Below are 22,623 nucleotides of genomic sequence, written 5' to 3' on the forward strand. Positions count from 1 at the left end.
GCCAGCAGGGCGCGGGCTTTTTCCAGGTACGCGACCCTCGCCCTCAGGTACGCGTTCTCCTCCTCGAGGAGCTGCTCCCTCGTGGGAGCCGGTTTCGGTTTGGGCTTGGCGCCCCTGGGCCGGCCCTTCGGCTTCGGCCGCAGCGCGTCCGGGCCTCCCGCACGGTACTCGCGGCACCAGTTCTCGAGCGTCGTGATGCTCGCGATCCCGTACCGGGCCATGACCTCGGCCTTGGTCAGGCCGTGCTCCACGCGGTCGCGCGCCGCCGCGAGCTTCGTCCCGTAGTCGTATTTCCTGTTGCCGCGTTCTCCCATGAGCGCCGCCTCCCCGCCGATCCGGTACAACAACACCCATTTTTCCGCGGTCGACCGCGGCATGCAAACCCGTCCGGCCAGGGCCCTCGCCCCGATGCCCTGACGGATCAGGGCCAAGGCCGTCTTCCTGAACTCGTCGCCGTAATGGCGTCTGCGATCCCCGCACATGAGAAACCGCACCTCCGATCATCGAATCTGAATTACTCCAGTCCAACAATCGGGGTGCAGTTCAGCTTTGTCTTCTGTCACCTCATCCGACCGGCTTCGCCGGCCACCTTCTCCTCAAAGGAGAAGGCAAGAGCTGACGGTGTCTTGGCTTCCCCTGAACGGCGGTCGGACGGCTAAGGGAAAGGAGAAGGTAAGAGCTGACGGTGCCTCGGCTTCCCCTTGAGGGGAAGCTGTCAGCGTGAGCTGACTGATGAGGTGACAGGCAATGTGAACTGCGCCCCAATTGTTGGACGGCCAAGCAAATCCCTCACCACATAACTGAACATCACACAACACTTGCGGATCGCGGGGCCGGGCCGAAAACCTGCCCGGCTTCCGCGTAGCAAAAACCAGTCAAGGAAACAAGGAAAGAAGGATTCTCATGAGAATGAGAAAACTGTTCGCCGGCATCGCCGCAGCCGCAACGTTGCTCAGCGGCCTCGCCCTAGGCGCCACCACCGCGAATGCGGCCGATGCGGGGCGTGCCCTGCCGTTCACGCCGCTGGCCGCCGATCAGGTCGATGACCAGGGCAAGGTGACCGCGAACGCCACGTTCAAGTTCACCGCCGACGACGCCGACCAGTGGGGCACGAACAACAACCGTGTGATCAAGGCGTACAAGCTGGCCGACTACTACCAGTATGTCGACAGCGGTGCTGGTACTACCGACGACCCGAAGGGCGCCGTGTTCGGCGTGCAGACCGCCGACGACGCCAAGGAAGGCGTGAAGGCCGGACTGACCACCGCGCTGACCGGCGTCACGGCCAACGCCGACGACCCCCACAAGGGCGCCGTCCCGACCGATACCACCGACCTGCTGGCCTGGGCCCTGCAGTACGGCTACCTCGACCAGTCCGCCACCAAGCCGTGGACGAAGACCGACGGCTCCAACCCCGCCACCGACAGCACCACCCGTAAGTTCGCCGACGCGCTGAACACCGCCGACAACCTTACCAAGCTGGGAACGCCCACCGAGCTGAGCGTCGCCAAGAACAATTTGACCATCGCCCAGGACGGCAAGTCCGCCAGCGCATCCCTGCCGGCCGGCATCTACCTGTTCCTCGACGTGACCAAGGCCGACGCCGCGAACACCACGCCGAACCACATCCAGGACGGCACCGAGAACGACGCCGCCACGTCCGGCAAGGTCGTCGTGAACTCCGCACCGATCATCCTCGCCTCCGGTGACCTGACCGCCGACGGCGGCGTCAACTACCTGTACCCGCTCGCCGACACCACGGTGGCGTTCAAGAACCACGTGACCCCGGTCAACAAGACCGTGGACGACGCCGACAAGACCGTCTTCACCGGCCAGACCGTGCGCTACACGCTGAAGACCACGCTGCCGCTCACCACCGGCTATGACGCCAGCAAGTACGTCTTCGACCTCACCGATTACCCGGGCAAGGGCCAGACCGTGAACCTCGATGGCTTTGCCGACGCCAACGCGGAAGGCGGCGCGGCCGACGCAGGCAAGTACGACGTGAAGGTGTACGACGGCGACAAGGTCGTCAAGACCCTCACCGAAGGCACCGACTTCGACCTCACCACCTCCGCCGCCAACAACGGCAAGGAGATCGTCGGGGCGGAGAACAAGGCCGCCAACTTCAAGCTGAACTTCAGCAAGCTCATCCAGTCCACTGACTACAACAAGACCCCGCTGTGGGGCAAGACCGTGGTCGTCACCTACGCCGCCAAGATCACCGGCGTGCAGGGCGACGTCCCCAACACCGTCGAGGTGAACGACAACAACGCCGTCGCCCAGCACGGCACCAAGCTGACGCTCGGCGGCTTCCAGTTCACCAAGACCGACGCGCAGGGCAACGCCGACGCCAGCATCAACGGCGCCACGTTCGCCATCGAGGCGGACGACGACACCACCGATAACAAGGCCGTGACCCCGGCCGAGCCCGACCGCACGAACGCCGATCTGGTGAAGAAGTACGACAAGACGAGCTTCGACCAGGATGGCAATGTGGTTCCTAATAAGCCGGACGGTTCTGTCTCCGACGAGGAGCTCAACCACGTCGAGGATCCGTGGACCGGCGACGGTATCAATGAGTCCGATTCCCGCGTGGTTACCGGAAAGAACGGCATCGTGACGTTCTCTGGTCTGGCCGACGGCGTGTACACCGTCACCGAGACCAAGGCCCCGCAGGGCTACCTTGGCGACGCCGTCTACGTGAAGTTCAACGTCACCATCAAGGGCGGCAAGGCCGTCGCCTTCAAGGGCATCGACGTGTGGGGGCTCGCTCCCTCTTCGGGTGACGGCACCGCCGAAGTTCCCGACTACGCCGTGAAGAACGTGCGCAGCATCACCGAGCTGCCGAAGACCGGTGCCGCGGGCATCGCCCTGTTCGGTGTGATTGCCCTGCTGCTGGCCGGCGCCGGCACTGCGGTGTACATGCAGTCCCGTCGCACCCGTCGCGCGCTTCACGCGTGATCGCCTGAACACGATGGATCCAGCCGTCTTCCCGCCTTTCCCTCATCGGAAAGGCGGGGTTGGAATCGGACGGACAGGGATGACGGCAACGCCGCGTGTCCCGATACGGTACTGAAATCCAGGCGGGTTCACCGTCTCAAATGTGGTGAACCCGCCTTTTTCATGCCCGCTTTTATCACAACGTCACCATCTCCAAACAAACCCTGCAAAGCCAAATTCCCTATTGCATATTCGAAAGGAACTGCCATGATGAAACGCTCAGCCGCTGCTGACGGACGTTGGCATAGCCGGTTGCTGGCCAAACGTGGCATCGCCTCACTCGTCTCGGTGTTCATGCTTTCCACCGTCGGCGCCGTCGCCATGACCGCGGGTGCCGAAGCCGCCTACGCCGGACAGGCCCCGAACAATCCGGCAGTCTGCAAGACATTCGACACCGACCCCACGATGGTCACCACCGCCTACCACACCTCACCCCAGCTGCCCTGCGAACTCGGCGGCAAAAAGGTGACATGGAGCGCCATCGCATGGAGTCGCAACCAGTACAAGACGCCGTTCTCCACCGTAACCGCCAGCGGATACACGACCGACGACACCGGCGCCAAGACCGTCGTCTCCATCCCGGTCGAAGTGCTGCCGGCCAACGTGCGATACTTCATCGACTCCGGAACCAACGGCGCGGAAACCGACGAATTCAAGACGGTCAAAGTCGCGAACCCCGATCTGCTCAACGACAAAACCGACCAGGTCTCCGCCGACGCGAACACCTGGGGCTACGTGGCCTCCGACGCGGTGAAGGTGAAAGGCGGCACCAACGCCGACGACAAATACGACACCGGCCTGTACGGTCCCGTCGTCTACCGTCTGCCGCTGAAGGCCGGCAAATACTCGCTCAACGCCGGATTCAAAGGCTGGTGGGGCAACACCGGCGCAGTCACGCAGACCGTCTCCGTCGACGGCACCCAGCTGGCGACGAACTCCACCAACGTGGGCGCCAACGCGAACGCCACCGCCGCAAAACTCGACTTCACACTCGACAGGGACGCCACCGTGGAATACGCGGTCGGCGGACTCGGACGCGTTTCATGGCTGACGGTCGCCGACCAGTACGACCTGCCCAAGGTGTATCTCGCCTACGGCCTCGAATACAACAAGACGCCTACCAACGATCAGGCCGACGCCTACTGGCGTATCGTGAACGCCGCCGACGCGGCCGTGGATCGCTGGAACACATGGAGCAACGAGCACCCCGATCAGGCCGCCGACCCACACTACTTCACCGCGTACTACAACCCCGGCATCCCCACCGCACAGACCAACCCCGACTATGCCATGGGCGGGCACGGATACGCCGGCTGGGGTCCGGGCACCACGGGACGCATCGGCTGGGGCGCAGGCCGAGGATTCATGGTCGAAGGCACTGCGCTGCATGAGATCGGCCACCTGTTCGGCTCCGGATACTACAACTACGGCAACTACTGCGTCGGCGGCGTCTGGAAGGGCCCCAACGGCACCGCCGCGCTCAAAAGCTTCGGCACCGGCGAGACGCTCAGCTGCGGCGGCGTGCACATGTGGCCCTACGGCAACAACTACGCCACCGAATGGAACGGACTCAATGCCGCCGACTACGAGACCCACATGAACCGGTCCGTGGCCATGTTCAACGGCATGAGCCGCGACGCCGAAAACCCCGCCCCGTACTTCACCGTGCGCACCGTGGGCGAAGCGACCCAGTACAGCGACTACGACCAGACCATCCGCGTGGCCGGCCAGTCCAATCAGGGCAACCCCATCACCGTGACGCTCGCCGACGGCAAACTGCCGGCCGGCGTGACGCTCGACCCCACCGACCGCGCCGCCAACGGCACTCCGAACGGCACCGACGACAGGATGTACATCCACATCAAGGGACGTCCGACCGAAGCCGGAACCTTCAAGTTCACGCTCAAGGCCGCCAACCGGAACAAGCCCGACGACACCGCCGAATACACGCTCGTCGTCAAGCCGGCCGCCGCACCGGTGAACGCCGTGACGGTGACCGGCGACGCCAAGATCGAAACCGGCAAGACCTCGCAGCTGACCGCCACGGTGGAGCCGGCTGACGCGGCCGACACCACCGTGACGTGGCAATCCTCCAACGAGGACGTGGCGACCGTCGATCAGAACGGCTTAGTGACCGCCAAGAAGGCAGGCACGGCGACGATCACCGCCACGTCGAAGGCCGTCCCGACGGTTTCCGGCAAGTTGGACATCACCGTGAGCGACCCGGTCACGCCGCCGCCGAGCACCACCGTCGACAAGACGGCGCTGCAGGCCAAGGTGGACGCCACGCCCGACGCGGCGTCGAAGCCCAAGTACACGGTCGGCTCCTGGCGCGGATTCGCCGCCGCCCGGACCAAGGCCCAGGCCGTGCTGGATGATGGCAACGCCACGCAGATTCAGGTGAATCAGGCCCTGACCGCGCTGACCAACGCCGCGAACCGTCTGCGTCTGCGGTAGTCCGCGTCTAAGCCAGTACTGCATCCGAGTAACGTGGCGGTCGGTTTTCCGGCCGCCACGTTTCCGTTTTTGCCTCTCATCAGTCAGTCTGCCGGCTGACGGCTTCAACCGCAAGAGTGGACGGCCTGCGGCCGCATCTTATGAGCTCGCCTGTCGGCGAGCCTGAGTCCTAGAAACGCCTCTGGCGTTTCCTTAATGGACTCAGCCCTTGGGGAAGCGAAGCCAGGCGAGCTTTATGACGCGGCCGTAGGCCGTCCGCTCCTGCCTTCCCCTTGAGGGGAAGGTGGCCGACGCAGTCGGACGGATGAGGTGGCTGCCCCGATCTTGATGATTTCGCCGTCGTTGAACGGATGGATGCAGGTGAAATTGAACGCGAACATGCATAGTACGAGCATCGGGATACGGTTTTTCTGCATCATGTGCTGCATTGAATACAGTCTTTCTGCATCATCATATTCGCATATGATGCAGAAAGCAGATGAATGATGCAGAAACCGTCGTCCTGATCGGATTCCTGTCGCTGGGCCACGTCCTGCGTATATGATTGAATCGAACGTATGTTCGAGAGTATTGCTGTGATCGTGGCGCTGATCGTAGGCCTGGCGCTGGGCCTTGCCGTCGGCATGGTGCTGGGGCGAGCACGGGCGAACGAAGGTGCGCGTGACATGCGCAACCACGAGGCCGAGGAGGCGCGGGCGCTGCTCGCTCAGACCAATGCTCGGCTGGGTGAGGCGAATCAGCGGTCCGCCGAGTATCGGGCGCAGGCCGAGGGGCTGGCCGACCAGCTCGCCTACGTGAAGTCGCAGCTCGCGCAATCCCAGCAGGCCGAGCAACTGCGCATCCAGCATGAGCGTGAGCAGACGGTGGCCCGTGAGCGGCGGAAACAGGATGAACAGAAGAAGACGCTGGAGGAGCAGAGCAAGGTGCTCAGCGCGCTCGCGCCCGTGCAGAAGAACCTCGACGCGCTGCAGCGCAAGGTCGCCGAGATCGAAGAGGGGCGCAAGCAGGAGATGGGCGCGCTCGGGGCGCAGCTCAAAGGGCTGGGCGACCAGCAGGTTCGGCTCGGCAGGGAGACGAGCTCGCTGGCGGCGGCGCTGCGCAACAACAAGGTGCGAGGTGCTTGGGGCGAAGCCCAGCTGCGCAACATCGTGGAATCGGCCGGACTGCTGGAGCATGTGGACTTCGATGTGCAGGTGGTGGTGACCGACGCCGAGGGGAACGTCCAGCGCCCGGACATGATCGTCTACCTGCCGGGCGGCAAGACCATTCCGATCGACGCCAAGGCGCCGTACGCCGACTATCAGCGGGCCTGTGAGATTCCCGACACCGCCCCCGAAGAGGAATACGCACGCAAGCAGCAGCTGCTCAAGGCGCACGCCAAGGCGCTGCGCGAACACGTTCGGGCGCTTTCCGACCGGGCCTACTGGCAGTCGTTCGAAACGGCCCCCGATTTCGTGATCGCCTTCATTCCCAACGAGGCCCTGCTGCAGGCCGCGCTGGAAAGCGACCCCGCTCTGCTGGACGATTCCTTCGCGCGTAAGGTCGCACTCACCTCGCCGGTCACGCTGTGGGCGGTATTGAAATCCGTGGCCTACGCGTGGCAGCAGCAGACCCTGACCGACGATGCCAAACAGCTGTTCGCTCTGAGCAGAGAACTGTATGATCGCATGGCCAAAGTGGGGGAGCATGCCAGTGCGCTCGGTCGTGCGATCACCCGTACGGTGGCTGCATACAACAAATTCGCCGGCTCATTGGAATCCCGTGTTCTTCCCACGGCACGAAAACTCCGCGAACTCGACCAATCCACGGATATACCCCCCGTTGATCAACTGGATTCCGGGGTGGTGAACGTGCGTGAGCTCACGGCTCCCGAGCTTTCCTCCGATGAGGATGCGAAAGATCGCTAAGATACCGTGTCGTGGGGTATCAGCGTTGGGTGAACGAAGATCCAAGGCCCCTAACATCCCCACTTGCAACGACATAATCCCATATATGGCGCAAGAACTGTAAAAGTCATCACCCCCCCCCATTCTGCTTCTGGAAGCAGTGAAAGGGGTGTGTGGGAAGCGTATTGCCATCACTTGCACTACGTTCTTATTTAAAAATGTTACAATTCGCAACAGGCAAAAAATGAAAGCTTAAGAGACGTTGCTACCGCATGTGGTCTCACGGTATCGGGTGGGTATGACATACCCCCCGTTATGAAAGGCGTCTGATGCGTGGTTTTCGCGCGATCGGTCGTCTTGACGGCCTTGCTCTCAGCTCATCATTCCCACCTTACTAACGCATGAAAGGTCCGCAATGAAGGATGGCAAGTTCACTGAAGAGGAGCGTGAATATCTCGATCAGCTCCCTGCAGTGGCCAAGGTGTCGAAAGACAGGATCTATTACACCGACGGTTTCCGCGACTATTGCCTGCGCGTCTATCATCAGGGCGAATCTCCGTCCGAACTGTTCCGATGGGCCGGCCTTGATCCCAAGCTGATCGGCTACAAGCGCGTCGAGCGTGCCTTCGCTCGTTGGCGTGCCTGGGAGGAATCGCAGAATAAGGAAGGCGAACAACACTGATGGGAATACCGCTGACGCGGATATTGCCGATGCGATTGAAATGATTGATGCGATAAGGCATTGATCGTCAATCTTGAAACGGTCGAACGGGCGCACTGAAGGAGCCTGACCGACCGAGACCACGAGGCCCGAGACCATAGGGAAGCGGCAGCGATCGAAACACCTCTCGACGCTGATCGCATTGACTGATTTTCATATCGTTCTCATACTGATCGCTTCTGATCGATAGCAATCAACGGAAACGCCGGTGGGCGCAATGCAGCGGTGCGCCACCGGCATTCCTGTACTCGCCTTGACCCTATGCGCAGGTAGGGTTGAGACTATGACGAACGAAAGCGCAACACCCAAGTCCACAGGATTCCGTGCCACTGGACCGGCAGACCTCCGTACCGATGCCGGTGCCGCACGCCCCCGACCCGCATCGCAGACCGCCACCGACGACGGTTTCGCTCCCAACGGCGGGTTCTTCGACCCCAAAGAGCAGCTTCGCGCCATGCTGAAACAGTCGATCGCCGATCGTCCGTTCAGCGAACTCGCCGAAGTCTCTTACGATCATCAGGGAGCCGGTTGGATAGGCCACACGCTGCTGGACACGCTTGACGAACAGGGATACGATCTCGACGCCTTCGACGCCGTGGGGGCGCTGACCGCCGCCGCCGTGCCCATGGCGTGCGCGATGGTGCATGCGGCCGCCTCCCGCGGTCAGGATCTCGATGCGTTCGTGATGGACTTCGTCTACCCGTCCGTCAAAGGACCATCCATCAAAGGCAAGCGTGTGATTCTGCTCGACTCCTGGCTTTCCGAAAAATCCTACGTGCAGACCAGTTCGCTGGTTACGCTACGCAACGGCAACGAGCTCAGTCTCGACTTCGGCATCGTGCGGAACGAAGGAGCCGAAATCCTCGCCGTGGCCGCACTGATCGGTGGCGTGGACATGATCCATCCCACGGTTCGCGTCACCAATCCGGTAACCGACGAAAGCGTCGACCTGCCGTTCATCGAAGCGTTCCGGGAATCCGAACTGCGCTGATCCCCATGCCGCGGCGATCGCCGTCGTACGCCCGTCGAACAATCCGAGCGTACACCCCCGTATATATACAGGGCGGTATACGGTAATAATCGTATACGGGACGCATAGGAAAAGAGGAGCAATGAGGAATGCAGCAGGTTCGACGGTCTGGGGCAAAGCCCTCGCCGTCATTGTTTCCGTAAGCTTGGCGGGTACGTTGGGCATGACAGCGGCCTTTGCGGATGATGGTGCCGCCGCTGCCGGTGCGGCCGGAATCTCCGCTGCCGCCACGGCATCCGATGGAACCACTTCCCGGACGGTCCCGGCATCCGGCGCCAAAGTCGACTCGAAGCCCGCCACACAGGACAAGACCAAGGCGAAGGCCGGCGCCCGGTCGGGAGGCGCCTCCGCGGCGGCCGGCGACTCCTCGGTGACCGGAGTCGCGCTCGGCGGCGGCACCGTGGTCTACGCCACCGACACCGTCGATCAGCCGAAGGTGTATCAGCAGGCCATCGCCCGCGTGGTGAGGTGGCGTCGCGACGCCCTGAACGACAAGCGCATCAGGATCGACGGTCTCACCATTGCGGACTATCTCGCCAAATCCGGTATCTCACAGGAGGAGTACCTTTCCCCGAAATGGTCGAACACCTTGGAGCGTGTGGCCATTCAGCGGGCGATCGAAGCATACGATTACAGCTACGGCCATGTACGCCTCAACGGGGAGAGCTGCTTCTCCGCCACGGTGAACGGCAACGGTGCGTACGGTGAGATTCTGGCATGGGGCTCTTCGAGCGTCGCCGGCGCGATCGACCTGTGGGCCTCCGAAAAAGGCGATTACATCAAGATGCTCAACGGCCAGTCGCACGGCCAGACCGGTCACTATGAGGTCCTGATCCAGCCCGCCTACGAAGCCTACGGCTTTGCCGGCGGCAGCAGCAGCTTCTACGGCAGCGTCTACGCCGGTGAGGCGGGCGGCTCCCTGGGAGGCGAAGACACCAAGCCGACGAATCTCAAGGGCACGTATGCTTTCCCGGTGGCCGTCAGCGATGCGTTGATCAATCAGGGCACGACCTCCAACATTCCCGGTTCCGTGGCGAAGGGCGCGAAGATCAACGGTCAGGTGAAGCTCAGGTACGGCAGCGGACGGTATGTGCTGCGCGGCAGCTGGTCGTCCGCCGATTCCTCCGTGATCTCGACGAACGCGGCCGGCAACATCGTGGCCAATGCCAATGGCTCGACCGATCTGTATATGAAGACGAACGGCAATGGCAAGGCGTATGTGTTCCCGGTGAAGGTGATGTCCGTGTCGAACGTGTACCGCGTGTACAACCGCAATTCCGGTCTGCACCACTACACCACCAGCGCGGCCGAGAAGAACATGCTGGTACGGCTCGGCTGGCGTGACGAGGGAACGTCGTTCCGCGTGGCGGCGAATCATCCCGCCGGGTCCTGGCCGGTGTACCGCGAATACAATCGCCGCAACGGCACGCACAACTGGACGATGAACTCCAAGGAGCACAACATGCTGGTGCGGCTCGGCTGGAAGGATGAAGGCGTCGCATGGTACGTGATGCCTGATGCCGGCACGAACGTCTACCGCCTGTACAACCGTAATTCCGGTGAGCACGTCTACACCACCAGCGGCGGCGAGTACGTGGCCGTCCAGCGCGCCGGCTGGCGCGGCGAAGGCGTCGCCTGGCGAGGCTTGTGATCAGGCCCCCTCTGGAGGGGGCTGTCAGCGGCAGCTGACTGGGGGAGGTCGGGCGAGGCGCTGTTCGTCCACCCCTCCCTCGTCGGTCGCGCAGTGCAGGGGTCGGGCGAGGCGCTGTTCGTCCACCCCTCCCTCGTCGGTCGCGCAGTGCAGGGGCCGGGCGAGGCGCTGTTCGTCCACCCTCAGTCGGCTTTGCCGACAGCTCCCGCCTGCGGGAGCGGGGGAAATTCCGCATAACAAATAGGAAACAAGTTGTGATGTTTTGTGTTTCCTTAACCCCATCACCAAGCCCATCGTCTACGATGACATGCGTTGTCAGCGGTATCGGCATACGCACAAGGAGGTCGTTTGGTGAGGGAGCCTAATCCGATTACCATGGCTGCGATGCAGTCCGATGAGCCCGTATTCCGTGAAGTGGGCGTAGGCCCATGGAGCCAAACGCATCCGAATACGCCGCGACCCGACGATATGGGGGATCCCGCCAACTACGATCCCCGGTTCGATACCGTTCTGCTCGACGAGGGTGATCGTCGCAACGTCCTCGATAACTATCGCTACTGGAAGGTCTCCGCCATCAAGGACGATCTTGATCGGGCGGGCCGCCACTCATTCGAAGTGGCGATCGAAAACTGGACCCACGATTTCAACATCGGTTCGATGGTGCGCACGGCCAACGCCTTCGCCGCCGCGAAGGTGCATATCGTCGGGCCTCACAAGTGGAACCGTAAGGGCGCGCTGATGACCGAACTGTATCAGCGCATCGAGCATCATCCCACCATCGAGGAGCTGATCCACGATTGGCGCGGCGAACTGGCCGCCTGCATTTCCCGCATGCAGGCCGAGCAGATGCACATCATGCAGGAGCTGCACCGGTTCCTTTCGGCGGAGGAGACCGCCCGCGGTCTGCTTGCCCATCGTCGTCTGCTGCTGGAATCCCGGTATGCCGAATTGCAGGAGAACATCGACGAGGCTCGCTCCGCCCGCATCATCGCCATGGACATCGTTCCCGGCGCGGTGCCGATCGAAACCTACCGGTTCCCGAAACGCTGCCTGATGCTGTTCGGCGCGGAAGGCCCGGGGCTGAGCGAGAAGGCGCTGGAACTGGCCGACGACGTGGTGTTCATCTCCCAGTTCGGTTCGGTGCGTTCGATCAACGCCGGCGCGGCGGCCGCGGTGTCGATGCACGCCTGGATCGCCCAGCACGCCGCATAGAGCCGCATAGAGCCGCATAGAGCCGCATAGAGCCGCATAGAGCCGCATAGAGCCGCATAGAGCCGAACAGAGTCAGCGCACGCCGCACATCCCGCAACCCTCGCCCCTCGCCCCCGAAAATCATACGCGGGAACGACTGGGCTTCCTCCCGTTCATCTGCTACGGTCGAAACATGATCGAAGTAGAGAAGCTCGTCAAAACCTTCACGGGAAGAAGGGTGCTTGACGGCGTCTCCTTCGCGGCGCGCAACGGTCGCGTCACCGGGTTCCTCGGCCCCAACGGCGCCGGCAAATCAACCACCATAAAAATTCTGCTGAATCTCATCCACCCCGATTCCGGCCGCACGCTCATCGACGGCCGACCATTCTCCCGAGTCAGTTCCCCCATGCGCTCGGTGGGGGCCGTGCTTGACGCCCGTTCCGCGCACAAGGGCATGAAGGCCGAAACCTATCTGCGCGCGCTGGCACTGACCAACGGCATCCCGAAATCCCGCGTGGACGAGGTGCTGGCCATCACCGGCATCGGCAAGGTGTCCAAGCGCCGGGCCGGCACGTTCTCGCTCGGCATGAGCCAGCGTCTTTCCATCGCGGCGGCCCTACTGGGCGATCCTCATAATCTGGTGCTTGACGAGCCGATCAACGGACTGGACCCGGAAGGCGTGAAATGGGTGCGCGATCTGTGCCGCTACTATGCGTCGCAGGGGCGCACGGTGCTGCTCAGCTCGCATCTGATGAGCGAGGTGGCGCTCACCGCCGACGATCTGGTGATCATCGGCAGGGGGAGAATCCTCGCCCAGACCACGGTGGAACGGTTCGTCGGCGAGCATTCCCGTCACGGTGTGCGTGTGGTCACCCCCGATCCCGATCGGCTGCGGCAGGCGTTCTCCGCGGCGGCCGGCATCACCGTCGCCGACGTCGAACGCAAGGAGGGTGATCCGGAACGCAGTCGGGCGGTATGGATCACCGGCGCGCCCGTGGAGGCGATCGCCGGGATCATCGCCCGTCATCAGCTGGTGGTTTACGAACTGGTGCAGGAACGCGGATCGCTGGAGGACGCCTACATGGAACTGACCCGCGGTGCCGGCGAATACCGCACGCAGAAGCCGAGCGGATCAGGTGCCGCGGACGTCATTGACTCCGCAGGCGTGGCAGGTTCCGCCGAGGACACCGGTTCCGCGAATGCCGCCGGCGGTGCGGCCGCCGCAGGACGGGGGAGAGGAAAGGCCAGATGAGCGAGACGAATCGTGGCAACGGGCCGAAACGCCGGCGGCGGCATGCGGCGCCCGGCGGTTTCGCAGGCGGATCATCCGATCGGCCGGCAATACGTTCGCGTCGAAACGACGTCGATCACGCGAACGATCCGCGTGGCCGGAACGAGCCGTATGGCCGGAACAATTCGCATGGCCGGGACGATTCGGCCGGCCGGAACGAGCCGAATACCCATATTGATCGGATGCAGACGATTCCGGTCGGTCGATCATCGCCGACCAATCCGCCTCGCCGTCGCCGGCAATGCGATTCCCTGCTGCCATCGGTGCCCAACGGTCGGGTGAGCCTATGGGGCACGGTGCTCTCCGAAGCCGTGAAACTGCTCGGACTGCGATCGACCTACTGGCTGCTGGGACTGACGATGGCTCTCATCCCGGCCGGCGCGGCTATCGCCGCATGGGCCCGAAACCTGATGGCCTCCATCCAGAACTCGTCTCAGAACCCCGATCCAGATCCCGTACCGGTGGTTCCCGCCGCCGATCTCTGGGCGTGCATCGGCGGTTTCGTCGGCACGGTCTCACTGATCGTCGGCCTGTTCGGCGTCATGACGATCACCTCGGAATACGCGACCAAATCGATTCAATCCACCCTCACCGCCAATCCCGATCGCGTCCGGCTGCTCGCCGCGAAATCCTGGACCGCGGGAGCCTTCGTCTTCGCGGTCTCGGTGCTCGGCCTGCTGATCTCATGGGTGGTCGTGACGATCATGGCCGGGCAATGGCACTGGCGGATCACCCCGCTTGCGGACGGGCAGCGGCATCTGCCCTGGATCATCATGCTCGGCGGCCCGCTCGCACTGATGCTCATCACCCGCATGGCGCTCGGCATCGGCGCGATCATCCGCTCCACCGTAGGCGGCGTTCTTACGCTGATCGGCCTGATCACCATCGCGCCCACCGCACTCGGCCTCATCGTCATCTCCACGGAACACCAGTGGCTGAGCGTGCTGTCCGACCTGCTGCCATCGGCCGCACTGTCGAACTTCCTCCAAGGCGGCGTCGACACATCCGATCTCGTCGCGCCGGCCGTGGGCTGGACGCCGAACTGGTGGCAGAGCCTGCTCATCCTCATCGTCTGGTGGCTGGCGGCCGACGTCATCGGCACGCTCGTCTTCCGCCGCACCGACATCCGCTGATTGGTCGAATCGCTCATAAGCAACCGGTTCAAAACCGGTATTTGGTCAAACCATTCATCAGCAGGCCGATTTCACGGTCTTCGTGAACGGTTTGACCAAATAATCGCTTCCGTAATCGCTTCGGTAATCGTTTCCGGCCCTCGTCACACTTGCGCTTTATAGTGGGCACTATGCCTACATTCACACGTGAACAGATCGAGCATTTGGGCGATTTGGCCCGAATCGCCCTGACCGACGAAGAGATCACCCGACTGCAGGGCGAACTGAACGTCATCGCAGATTCCATCAACGAAGTGCAGAAGGTCGCCGGCGACGACGTCGAGCCCACTGCGAACCCGGTCCCGCTGGAAGCCTACCTGCGCCCGGACGTGGCCGAAACGCCGCTCACCCAGGCCGAGGCGCTCGCCGGCGGCCCGAAGACCGAAGCCGGCATGTTCGTCGCTCCGCGCATCCAGGAATAAAAGGGGGATTCGCACCATCATGACTGACGCAAACGAACTGGTGAAGCTCTCCGCCGCCGACATGGCCGCGAAGATCCGCAGCAAGGAAGTCTCCAGCCGCGAACTGACCGAAGCGCATCTGGCCGTCATCGAAAAGGCCGAGCCGACCATCGACGCCTTCCTCAAGGTGGCCGCCGACTCCGCGCTCGCCGAAGCCGACGCCTTCGACGCCAGGAACGCCAAGGGCGAGACCGAAGGCCTGCCCGAACTGGCCGGCGTGCCGATCGCCATCAAGGACATGATCGTCACCAAGGGCATCGAAACCACCGCCGCCTCGAAGATCCTCGAAGGCTGGGTGCCGCCGTACGACGCCACCGTGATCGAGAAGATCAAGGCCGCCGGCATGCCGATCCTCGGCAAGACCAACCTCGACGAATTCGCGCAGGGCTCCTCCACCGAGCACTCCGCGTTCAAGACCACCAAGAACCCGTGGAACACCGAGCATGTGCCCGGCGGCTCCGGCGGCGGTTCGGCCTCCGCGGTCGGCGCGTTCGAAGCCCCGATCGCCCTTGGCACCGACACCGGCGGCTCCATCCGTCAGCCCGGCGCCTTCACCGGCACCGTCGGCGTGAAGCCCACCTACGGCGGCGTGAGCCGTTTCGGCGCCATCGCCATGGCCTCCTCGCTCGACCAGATCGGCCCGGTCTCCCGCACCGTGCTCGACGCCGCGCTGCTGCACGAGGTGATCGGCGGCCACGACCGCCGCGACTCCACCTCCATTCCGCGCGAGGTGCCGCCGGTGGTGGCCGCCGCCCGCGAAGGCCTGAAGATGGATCTCAAGGGCGTGAAGGTTGGTCTGATCAAGGAGCTTGGCGGCGAAGGATTCCAGCCCGACGTCGAGGCCCGCTTCAACGAGGCCGTGGCCACGCTCAAGGACATGGGCGCCGAGGTCGTGGAAATCTCCTGCCCGCACTTCCCGGCCGCGCTCGGCGCGTACTACATCATCATGCCGTCCGAGGTCAGCTCCAACCTGGCCCGCTACGACGGCATGCGCTACGGCCTGCGCGTGATGCCGCCGGCCGACGTGCCGCAGACCGCCGCCAACATGATGGCCTACACCCGTGAGGCCGGCTTCGGCGACGAGGTCAAGCGCCGCATCATCCTCGGCACCTACGCGCTTTCCGCCGGCTACTACGACGCCTGGTACGGCAGCGCCCAGAAGGTGCGCACGCTGATCATCGAGGACTTCAGGAAGGCCTTCGAGCAGGTGGACGTGCTCGTCTCCCCGACGGCCCCGACCACCGCGTTCAAGTTCGGCGAGAAGACCGCCGACCCGCTGACCATGTACCTCGGCGACGTGGCCACCATCCCCGCCAACATGGGCGGTGTGCCGGCCATGAGCATCCCCGCCGGGCTTTCCGAGGACGGCCTGCCTGTCGGCTTCCAGTTCTTCGCCCCGCAGATGCAGGACGAGAAGATGTACAAGCCCGCCGCGGCCCTCGAAGCCGCTCTGGAAGGCAAGTGGGGCGGCCCGGTGTGGAACGACCTCAAGACCCCGTGGCTCGACGAGGCCTGAACGGCATCGCATACGGAAGCACACGGATTAGGAGCAGACAATGGCAGATAAACTCATGAAATTCGCCGATGCCGTCAAGAAGTACGACCCCGTCATCGGCCTCGAAACCCACGTTGAGCTCAGCACGAACACCAAGCTGTTCTGCCCCGCGCATGTCGAGTTCGGCGGCGAGCCGAACACCCAGCTCACCCCCGTGAGCCTCGGCCTGCCGGGCAGCCTGCCGGTGGTCAACAAGGCTGCCGTGGACTACGCGATCAAGCTGGGTCTCGCCCTGCACTGCGAGATCAACGAGTGGAGTCAGTTCGCCCGCAAGAACTACTTCTACCCGGATATGCCGCGCGACTACCAGATCTCCCAGTACGACAAGCCGACCAACGGCAACGGCTACCTCGACGTCGAGCTCGACGACGGCACGATCTTCCGTGTGCCGATCGAACGCGCCCACATCGAGGATGACGCCGGCAAGAACACCCACATCGGCGGTGCAGACGGCCGTATCGAAGGCGCCGACCATTCGCTGGTCGACTACAACCGTGCCGGCGTGCCGCTGATCGAGATCGTGACCAAGCCGATCGAAGGCGTGGGCGCCCGCGCCGCCGAAATCGCCGGAGCCTACATGCGCACCCTGCGCGACATCGTGCGCGCGCTGAACATCAGCCACGCCCGCATGGAGCAGGGCAACATGCGCGCCGACGTCAACGTCTCGCTGCGCCCCAGCCCCGACGACCCGTACGGCACCCGTTCCGAAACCAAGAACGTGAACTCGTTCCGCGGCATCGAGAAGACCATCACGTACGAGATCCGCCGTCAGGCCGCCCGCCTCGACGAAGGCAAGGAGATCCTGCAGGAGACCCGCCACTGGGACGAGTCCACGCAGACCACCGCCGGCGGCCGAGTGAAGACCGACGCCGACGACTACCGTTATTTCCCCGATCCCGATCTGGTGATGCTGCACATCACCAAGGAGCACATCGAGGAGATGAAGGCCCAGATGCCGGAGATGCCGCGCGAACGCCGCAACCGCCTGCAGAAGGAATGGAACCTGACCGACCTGCAGATGCGCGACATCATCAACGCCGACGCCCTCGACCTCATCGAGGAGACGGTGAAGGCCGGAGCCAAGGCCGCCGGCGCCCGCAAGTGGTGGCTGGGCGAGATCTCCCGCGCCGCCAACGCCAAGGAGGTCAGCCTCGAGGAGCTGCCGATCACCCCGGCCGACGTGGCCGAAGTGGAGAAGCTCATCGCCTCCGGAAAGCTCAACGACAAGCTCGCCAAGCAGACCGTCGCCGGCGTGCTCGCCGGTGAAGGCACCCCGGCCGAGGTCGTCAAGAAGCACGGCTATCAGGTGGTCGAAGACACCGGCGCCATCGAGAAGGCCGTTGACGATGCTCTCGCCGCCAACCCCGACGTGTTCGAGAAGCTCAAGAGCGGCAACATGAAGCCGATGGGCGTGATCATCGGCGCCGTGATGAAGGCGACGCGCGGCCAGGCCGACGCCAAGGCCGTCACCAACATCGTCAGGAGCAAGATCAAGGGCTGAGGCCGGTCGTCGATCACCTCATCAGTCGGCCTTGCGGCCGCACTCCTTGCCTTCCCCTTAGGCCGAGCCGTGAAGAAAATGCCGGAGGCGTTTTTTAGGCGAGGGCTCGCTGACAAGCGAGCGGAAAAGCCGCGGCCGTAGGCCTTCCCCTTTGAGGGGAAGGTGGCCGGCCTCGCCGGCCGGATGAGGTGTCTCGGGCGCCGGCTGTTGATTGCCGGTTACTGTTCGTTGATTGTCGTTCACCTCATCAGTCGGCCTTGCGGCCGCCAGCTTCCCCTCAAGGGGAAGCCTTCAGCCGGTCGGCATGGCCGGGTTCACTCCTTGCCTTCCCCTTTGAGGGGAAGGTGGCCGGCTTGCCGGCCGGATGAGGTGACCCGGGCGACGGCTCCGCCGTCCGCTTCACGGCGAGGCCTTGGTGTGGGCTGGCGAGTGGCTGGTCGTCTGTGCGCCGTTGCTGTACGGCTCGCCTGTCGGCTGACATTTTAAGCTCGCCTGTCGGCTCGCCTGAGTCCTAGAAACGCCTCTGGCGTTTCCTGTAACGGACTCAGCCTACGAACGGCTCCGCCGTCCGCTTCACGGCGAAAACCTTAAAAGTGCCTTAAAATTTCGGCTTGTCCTCTGTGGCGACCGGGATTCCCCGTGTATCCTATATGCGGGGAATCCGTCATGGAAGACGGCAGCACTACACCAGCGAGCCTAGAAAGTCGAATATGTCAGCAGCAAACGTCAACGCCGAGGAGGACACCACGCAGAACCCGGTCTCCCGCACGCTTCCAAGCAGTCTCAACATTCCCGAGATCAATGGCGAGATGGTGCATCTGCGTCCCGCGACGATGGACGATTATGCGCTGATGGACGACCTGCAGGCCTATTACAACGCATCCGGCATCACCGGCAAGGACGCGCAGGCGGAAAAGGCGCTGGTCCACACCTGGGTGGGCCGTTCCGTCGCATGGTCCCAAGGACTGAGCCCCGAGGAATCCGGCGTGGGCGATCCGGAATCCCGACGTACGATCGCATGGTCCGTGCTCGCCGATTCCGATCCGGACGACGATGATCTCGAAGACCGTTCCAAGGTCATCGGCATGATCTTCCTGATCGACATCGACAGCTGGGCGAAATCCGCGCGTATTCAGGTGATCCTCGGTAAGCGGTATCGCGGCCGCGGCTATTCGCGAGATGCCATGCCCCGAGTCATGACCTACGGATTCGCGCCCGAACCGGCCGGTCTCGGTCTGCACCGCATCTGGGTGGGCGTTCCGGAGAAGAACACCCGGTCGCTTTCCGTGTACCAGTCGCTCGGCTTCACCAAGGAGGGCGTCTCCCGGCACGCGCTGTGGGACGATGCCAACCACCGGTATCAGGATCAGGTGGTGATGGGCACTCTGGTTGATGAGTACGATCCGATCCGTTCGCTCGACGCCTTCGGCATGCACCTGATCGAAGACAATCCCGGTGTGCGCGAAGCCCTCGCCGCCCTAGAGCATTCGCTGGCGCTGGAAGTCAACCGGCGCGGGGACAATAAGTCGATGAGCAGCAGTGAGCTTGACGGCGAACTGGAGGAAATGCTTGCCGGGAAAGGCGGCGACAACGCCGAGTCGAATTCCGGTGATGGAAACAAGAGTCAGGAACAGGTTTCCTGGCCGTATTCAAATCGTGACGAGGAAGGCGCGGAACGCTCCAAGCGGGCGTGGTGGCGCAACCTCGGCAATGGACGCAAGAGGGAGGGCCGATGAGCGCTGAGGATCTCGACAATTACGAGACTGACGCGGAGCTGGCTCTATATCGAGAATATCGTGACGTCATCAAGCTTTTCACCTACGTGGTGGAGACCGAACGACGGTTCTACCTGGCCAACAAAGTGGATTTCAACGTGAGATCCGCCGGCCAGGACGTGTACTTCGACGTTCAGCTGACCGACGCATGGGTGTGGGACGTCTACCGTCCCAGCCGATTCGTCCGCAACGTGCGCATCGTGACGTTCAAGGACGTCAACGTGGAGGAAGTGCAGAAAACCGATCTCGATATACCGGAGGACATCGCGTAGGCATCGTGGACTCGGTAGAGCATAGGCACGGCATTTTCGGCTCCATCCCTTTCGGGACGGGGCCGAATTTCGTATGAAGGGAAAGCGACCGCAGAGCAAAGAAACTGTGCGCACATCGGATTTGTACAGTTCGGCCCTGCGGAGTGTAATAGAGTAGTCACGCTTAGTTTTGATAGGAGATCGACGTGGCTGATAAGAAGGCAGTAGTAATCATTGGCGGCGGCCCTGCCGGCCTTACCGCAGCGTGGGAGCTCGTGAAGAACGGCGGCTCCGAACAGTATGACGTGACCTTGCTGGAGGCCAGCCGCGAATTCGGCGGCATCTCTCGCACCGTGAAATACCACGGCAACCGCATGGACATCGGCGGACACCGGTTCTTCTCCAAGGACGACCGGATCATGGACTGGTGGAAGCAGACCCTGCCGCTGCAGGGTGCCCCCTCCTACGACGACAAGAAGCTCGGACGCCACCACGACCTCGAACCCGGCGGCCCCGATCCCGAACAGACCGATCATGTGATGCTCAAGCGCCACCGCGTCTCCCGCATCTTCTGGAACCACCGCTTCTTCGACTATCCGATCTCGCTCACCCCCAACACCCTCAAGGCCATGGGCTTCAAGCTCACCATGGTTGCGGGCTTCTCGTACCTCAAATCCATGGTGCACAAGCTCCCCGAAACCAATCTGGAGAACTTCTATATCAACCGGTTCGGTCGCAAGCTCTACTCCATGTTCTTCGAAGGCTACACCGAAAAGCTCTGGGGCCGTCACCCCTCCGAAATCTCCGCCGACTGGGGTGCCCAGCGCGTCAAGGGCCTGAGCATCCTCGGCGTGCTCAAGAACGCCTTCGCCAAGCTCGCCCCCAAGAAGCGCGACTCCAAGAACGTCGAAACCTCCCTCATCGAGGAATTCTGGTACCCCAAGCTCGGCCCCGGCCAGCTGTGGGAAACCGTCGAGCATAACTGCGTCGAAGCCGGCGTCACCGTGCTCACCGACGCCAAGGTCGTCCGCATCGATCAGGCCGGCGGCCATATCGCCTCCGTCACCTACCGTGACTCCGACGGCAATGAAACCACCCTTGAGGCCGACGAGTTCATCTCCTCCATGCCCATCAAGGACCTCGTCACCGCCGTCGACGCCTCCTCCCAGCCCGCACCCGACGACATGACCGCCATCGCCACCGGTCTGCCCTACCGGGACTTTGTCACCGTCGGCCTCCTGTGCAAGCGCCTGCGCATCCGCAACACCACCGACATCCCCACCCTCGGCAATCCCCCCATCGTCCCCGACTGCTGGATCTACGTTCAGGACCCCGGCTACAAGGTCGGCCGCATCCAGGTCTTCAACAACTGGAGCCCCTACCTCGTTCAGGACGTCGACGACACCGTGTGGATCGGTCTGGAGTATTTCTGCGAGGAAGGCGACTCCTTCTGGAACATGACCGACGATGAAGCCCGTGACTTCGCCATCAAGGAACTCACCCGCATGCGCGTCATCAACGGCCCCCAGGACGTTCTCGACTCCCATCGCGAACGCGTCCCCAAAGCCTACCCCGCCTACTTCGACACCTGGAACCAGATCGACGAGCTCACCGAATGGCTCGACCACTTCGGCAACCTCTACTGCGTCGGCCGCAACGGCCAGCACCGCTACAACAACCAGGACCACTCCATGGCCACCGCCATCGAAGCCGTCAAGAACATCAAAACCGGCAGGACCAGCAAGAAGAACGTGTGGTCGGTGAATACTGAAAAGTCCTACCACGAAGAGAAGTAGAACAGTACATAACGGAGCGTCTTCTGCCTTCCCTTTGGAGGCCGAGCCGAGCCGGGTGACATTTAGCCTTCCCCTTTGAGGCCGAGCCGTGAAGAAAATGCCGGAGGCGTTTTCAGGCGAGGGCTCGCTGACAGGCGAGCGGAAAAGACGCGGCCGTAGGCCGTCCGTTCTTGCGGTGAAGGTGGCCGGCTGTGCCGGCCGGATGAGGTGGTTCGGGCGCGCCGGTTTGAACTGCACCCCGATTGTTGGACTGGAGTAATTCAGATTCGATGATCGGAGGTGCGGTTTCTCATGTGCGGGGATCGCAGACGCCATTACGGCGACGAGTTCAGGAAGACGGCCTTGGCCCTGATCCGTCAGGGCATCGGGGCGAGGGCCCTGGCCGGACGGGTTTGCATGCCGCGGTCGACCGCGGAAAAATGGGTGTTGTTGTACCGGATCGGCGGGGAGGCGGCGCTCATGGGAGAACGCGGCAACAGGAAATACGACTACGGGACGAAGCTCGCGGCGGCGCGCGACCGCGTGGAGCACGGCCTGACCAAGGCCGAGGTCATGGCCCGGTACGGGATCGCGAGCATCACGACGCTCGAGAACTGGTGCCGCGAGTACCGTGCGGGAGGCCCGGACGCGCTGCGGCCGAAGCCGAAGGGCCGGCCCAGGGGCGCCAAGCCCAAACCGAAACCGGCTCCCACGAGGGAGCAGCTCCTCGAGGAGGAGAACGCGTACCTGAGGGCGAGGGTCGCGTACCTGGAAAAAGCCCGCGCCCTGCTGGCGTCGAAGTCACCAACCGGGAGAAATCGGTGATCGTCTCGACGCTGGCGGGGCTCGGATACCGGCTCGTCCACCTGCTGAGGGCGGCCGGACTGGCGAGGAGCACGTACT

General features: G+C 63.2%; 17 protein-coding genes and 1 pseudogene. 17 read left to right on the plus strand and 1 reads right to left on the minus strand.

Annotated features, from left to right (window positions below; all coding sequences use genetic code 11):
• On the minus strand, nt 1–482 hold a 482-nt coding region (locus tag Uis1B_RS08965; protein ID WP_101617569.1), incomplete at its 3' end, for a helix-turn-helix domain-containing protein.
• A 421-nt stretch (nt 483–903) separates the two neighbouring features.
• On the opposite strand from Uis1B_RS08965, the gene Uis1B_RS08970 reads away from it, so the two are divergent.
• The 17 genes and pseudogenes from Uis1B_RS08970 (at nt 904) to Uis1B_RS09050 (ending at nt 22,545) form a co-directional block, all read left to right on the plus strand.
• A complete protein-coding gene (locus tag Uis1B_RS08970) occupies nt 904–2,964 on the plus strand; it encodes a SpaA isopeptide-forming pilin-related protein (RefSeq protein ID WP_133124905.1) in 2,061 nt (686 codons plus the stop codon).
• 246 nt (nt 2,965–3,210) lie between these two features.
• A complete protein-coding gene (locus Uis1B_RS12385) occupies nt 3,211–5,460 on the plus strand; it encodes an Ig-like domain-containing protein (RefSeq protein WP_133124906.1) in 2,250 nt (749 codons plus the stop codon).
• 557 nt (nt 5,461–6,017) lie between these two features.
• Nucleotides 6,018–7,367: a DNA recombination protein RmuC gene (locus Uis1B_RS08985; protein WP_101617576.1), complete on the plus strand. Its 1,350-nt coding sequence runs from the start codon at nt 6,018–6,020 to the stop codon at nt 7,365–7,367.
• 394 nt (nt 7,368–7,761) lie between these two features.
• Complete coding sequence (locus Uis1B_RS08990) at nt 7,762–8,028, plus strand: HTH domain-containing protein (RefSeq protein ID WP_101617578.1); 267 nt, start codon at nt 7,762–7,764, stop codon at nt 8,026–8,028.
• A 322-nt stretch (nt 8,029–8,350) separates the two neighbouring features.
• Nucleotides 8,351–9,058 carry a type I phosphoribosyltransferase gene (locus Uis1B_RS08995; protein WP_101617580.1) on the plus strand — a complete coding sequence of 236 codons (708 nt, stop codon included), beginning with the start codon at nt 8,351–8,353 and terminating at the stop codon, nt 9,056–9,058.
• 121 nt (nt 9,059–9,179) lie between these two features.
• Nucleotides 9,180–10,748: a CAP domain-containing protein gene (locus Uis1B_RS09000; protein WP_101617582.1), complete on the plus strand. Its 1,569-nt coding sequence runs from the start codon at nt 9,180–9,182 to the stop codon at nt 10,746–10,748.
• A 351-nt stretch (nt 10,749–11,099) separates the two neighbouring features.
• A pseudogene (locus Uis1B_RS12565) lies at nt 11,100–11,544 on the plus strand (RNA methyltransferase); the annotation flags it as partial.
• 59 nt (nt 11,545–11,603) lie between these two features.
• Nucleotides 11,604–11,960, plus strand: coding sequence for a TrmH family RNA methyltransferase (locus Uis1B_RS12570; RefSeq protein WP_423734884.1), 357 nt, complete (start codon nt 11,604–11,606; stop codon nt 11,958–11,960).
• A gap of 172 nt (nt 11,961–12,132) precedes the next feature.
• Nucleotides 12,133–13,191: an ATP-binding cassette domain-containing protein gene (locus tag Uis1B_RS09010; RefSeq protein WP_101617584.1), complete on the plus strand. Its 1,059-nt coding sequence runs from the start codon at nt 12,133–12,135 to the stop codon at nt 13,189–13,191.
• On the plus strand, nt 13,188–14,363 hold the full coding sequence (locus Uis1B_RS09015) for an ABC transporter permease (protein ID WP_101617586.1): 1,176 nt from the start codon (nt 13,188–13,190) through the stop codon (nt 14,361–14,363). Before Uis1B_RS09010 ends, Uis1B_RS09015 begins: the two co-directional genes overlap by 4 nt.
• A gap of 170 nt (nt 14,364–14,533) precedes the next feature.
• The gene (gene gatC / locus Uis1B_RS09020) at nt 14,534–14,824 is read left to right on the plus strand and encodes an Asp-tRNA(Asn)/Glu-tRNA(Gln) amidotransferase subunit GatC (RefSeq protein ID WP_101617589.1); all 291 of its coding nucleotides are present in this window, start codon (nt 14,534–14,536) and stop codon (nt 14,822–14,824) included.
• Nucleotides 14,825–14,843: 19 nt separating this feature from the next.
• Nucleotides 14,844–16,379 carry an Asp-tRNA(Asn)/Glu-tRNA(Gln) amidotransferase subunit GatA gene (gatA, locus tag Uis1B_RS09025; protein ID WP_101617590.1) on the plus strand — a complete coding sequence of 512 codons (1,536 nt, stop codon included), beginning with the start codon at nt 14,844–14,846 and terminating at the stop codon, nt 16,377–16,379.
• A gap of 40 nt (nt 16,380–16,419) precedes the next feature.
• Nucleotides 16,420–17,919, plus strand: coding sequence for an Asp-tRNA(Asn)/Glu-tRNA(Gln) amidotransferase subunit GatB (gatB, locus tag Uis1B_RS09030; protein WP_101617592.1), 1,500 nt, complete (start codon nt 16,420–16,422; stop codon nt 17,917–17,919).
• A 710-nt stretch (nt 17,920–18,629) separates the two neighbouring features.
• Complete coding sequence (locus Uis1B_RS09035) at nt 18,630–19,655, plus strand: GNAT family N-acetyltransferase (protein WP_101617595.1); 1,026 nt, start codon at nt 18,630–18,632, stop codon at nt 19,653–19,655.
• Complete coding sequence (locus Uis1B_RS09040) at nt 19,652–19,966, plus strand: DUF2469 domain-containing protein (RefSeq protein ID WP_100512859.1); 315 nt, start codon at nt 19,652–19,654, stop codon at nt 19,964–19,966. The genes Uis1B_RS09035 and Uis1B_RS09040 overlap by 4 nt, the downstream gene beginning before the upstream one ends.
• Nucleotides 19,967–20,151: 185 nt before the next feature.
• Nucleotides 20,152–21,741 (plus strand): NAD(P)/FAD-dependent oxidoreductase, encoded by a 1,590-nt coding sequence (locus tag Uis1B_RS09045; protein WP_101617597.1) that lies wholly within the window; start codon nt 20,152–20,154, stop codon nt 21,739–21,741.
• A gap of 291 nt (nt 21,742–22,032) precedes the next feature.
• On the plus strand, nt 22,033–22,545 hold the full coding sequence (locus Uis1B_RS09050; RefSeq protein WP_101616300.1) for a helix-turn-helix domain-containing protein: 513 nt from the start codon (nt 22,033–22,035) through the stop codon (nt 22,543–22,545).
• Nucleotides 22,546–22,623 lie beyond the last annotated feature (78 nt).

The sequence above is a fragment of the Bifidobacterium margollesii genome, assembly GCF_002860355.1.
In the GTDB taxonomy this organism is placed as follows: domain Bacteria; phylum Actinomycetota; class Actinomycetes; order Actinomycetales; family Bifidobacteriaceae; genus Galliscardovia; species Galliscardovia margollesii.